This window comes from Acidithiobacillus sp. TH-A36 (genome assembly GCF_057473445.1).
Window position 1 is genome coordinate 1 of record NZ_JBYCKP010000118.1, and the last position, 2,536, is coordinate 2,536.

General features: G+C 56.5%; 2 protein-coding genes and 1 pseudogene. All 3 read right to left on the minus strand.

Annotated features, from left to right (window positions below):
• On the minus strand, positions 1-577 hold a 577-nt coding region (locus AC2VLY_RS03425; protein ID WP_486921767.1), incomplete at its 3' end, for an ATP-grasp domain-containing protein.
• Between the two features lie 10 nt (positions 578-587).
• A complete protein-coding gene (icd, locus tag AC2VLY_RS03430; protein ID WP_193650900.1) occupies positions 588-1,877 on the minus strand; it encodes an NADP-dependent isocitrate dehydrogenase in 1,290 nt (429 codons plus the stop codon).
• Positions 1,874-2,536: pseudogene (locus AC2VLY_RS03435) on the minus strand (aconitate hydratase); the annotation flags it as partial. The pseudogene AC2VLY_RS03435 and the gene icd, both read right to left, overlap by 4 nt.

The following is a 2,536-nucleotide window of genomic DNA, read 5'->3' on the forward strand; positions in this document are numbered from 1 at the left end:
CATCCAGCTTCTGGGCAAGACGATACATGCCCTGCATGATGCGGGTCAGCTGCTGCACCTGACTGGTATCCAGACCAAACTCAAATCCCAGCTGTCGGGCCTGAAAGGGCAAAAATCCGGTGCTGGGATTAACAACCAGCTTTTTCAAGGCTTCCGGCCGGGTTGCGGCCAGTTCCTCAATATCCATGCCGCCTTCCTGGGTGGCGAGAAAGGTAATTCTGGCCTGTGCCCGGTCCACCATCAGCGCCAAATACAACTCACGGGCGATACTGCTCGGTTCCTCAATCAGCAAAGCCGCCACATGCTGGCCCTGCGCACCGGTCTGGGCGGTAACCAATGGTTTTCCTAGCAGCTCCTGAGCGGTTTTTTCCACTTCGGCAATACTGTGGACTACCCGCACCCCCCCGGCTTTGCCCCGGCCTCCGGCATGCACCTGGGCTTTCACCACCCAGGCCGGGCCGCCCAGTTCACGCGCCTGATTCACGGCTTCACGCACCGAAAAAGCGGGAATGGCGCGGGGGACCGGAATCCCCTCTTCGGCCAACAAACGCTTGGCCTGATACTCATGCAGATTCATGAAAATTCCTTTAAAAACGGCGGATCAGCGCTGCCGTAAACTCTGTGGTGCTCAGTGCCGGCACATCACCCCGCAAGGCCGCCAGATCACCGGTGACTTCACCAGCCGCAATGGTGGCATTCATGGCCGCCACAATCGCCTGAGCAGCTTCTCCCCAGCCCAGATGCTCCAGCATCATGACAGCCGACAAAATCAGCGAGCTGGGGTTGGCTTTGCCCTGCCCGGCAATATCCGGTGCCGTACCATGGGTGGCTTCAAAAATCGCGTGGGTATCAGAAAGGTTAGCACCGGGTGCCATGCCAATACCCCCAACTTCTGCGGCCAGGGCATCAGAAACATAGTCACCATTCAAGTTCAGCGTGGCAACCACTGAGTAATCTTCCGGGCGCAGCAAAATCTGCTGCAGAAAATTATCGGCAATCACGTCCTTGATGATCAGCTTCCCGTCGGCAATGGCCTGCTGCTCAGCTTTCTGCCCTGCCGCCTTACCCTCTGCCTTGCTGATGGCGGCCTTTTGCCTCCAGGTAAACACCCGACCGGCGAACTCCCGCTCCGCCAGGGCATAACCCCAGTCACGGAAACCGCCTTCGGTGAATTTCATGATATTACCCTTGTGCACCAGACTCACAGAGGGCTTGCCATGTTCCAGAGCGTATTGAATGGTACGCCGGATCAGACGTTCCGAACCTTCCGTCGATACGGGTTTGATGCCAATGGCAGAGCTGTCGGGAAAGCGGATTTTTGTGACGCCCATTTCTTCCCGCAGAAAACGGATGATTTTTTCTGCTTCGGGACTACCCGCAGGCCATTCAATACCGGCGTAAATGTCCTCGGAGTTTTCGCGAAAAATGACCATATCCACTTTTTCCGGATGCCGCATGGGGCTGGGCGTCCCCTCAAAATAACGCACCGGCCGGAGGCAGACATACAAATCAAGATCCTGACGCATGGCCACATTCAGGCTACGAATCCCCCCGCCCACCGGAGTTTCCAGAGGACCTTTGATGGCGACTTTATATTCCCGGATGGCGGCCATGGTCTCATCGGGCAAATACTGCCCTTCACCATACAGTTGCACGGCCTTCTGACCTGCAAACAACTCCATCCAGGCAATCTGCCGCTGTCCTCCATAGACTTTGGCCACTGCCGCATCCACCACACTGCGCATGGCCGGGGTTACATCACAACCAATTCCGTCGCCTTCAATGAAGGGAATAATGGGTTGATCAGGCACCTGCAACACCCCATTCAGCAGTGTTAAGGGACTGCCTGTTGCGGGTTTCTGAATATGGGTCGTCATGACACCTGCTCCAGTTGTTCGCTCGCCCAGGACAAGGCCCCACCCTTCAAAATCAATTCCAGATCACGGGCGCTGGCAAGTTGCGGCATCACTTCAATATCCAGACCCTGCGTCTCATCGCGCAACATCAGGGATTTCCCCAGAGTCAGGCCCGACAGATCGAGGCCCAGCTGATCACCCGCCTGCACCTTGGCGTAATCTTCAGCATGCACAAAAGTGAGCGGCAATATCCCGAAATTAATCAGATTGGCGAGATGAATCCGGGCAAAAGACTGTACCAACACCCCCCGAACGCCCAGATAGCGCGGTGCCAACGCAGCATGTTCGCGGCTGGACCCCTGACCATAATTATGACCCGCCACAATAAAACCACCGCCGGATGCCTTGGCCCGACTCGGGAAAGTTTCATCCACCATATGAAAAACAAATTCGGAGATTGCGGGCAGATTGGAGCGCAAAGGCAGCACCTTGGCCCCTGCCGGCATAATATGATCGGTCGTGATATCGTCTTCGAGACGAATCAGCACCTCGCCTGCCAGATGCGCGGGCGCGGCCTTACCTGCCGGTAACTTGGCAATATTCGGACCGCGAATAATTTCAACCTCCGTGCCCTCAGGCGCAGGGGCCAGCACCATGCGATCATCCACCAGGAACTGTCC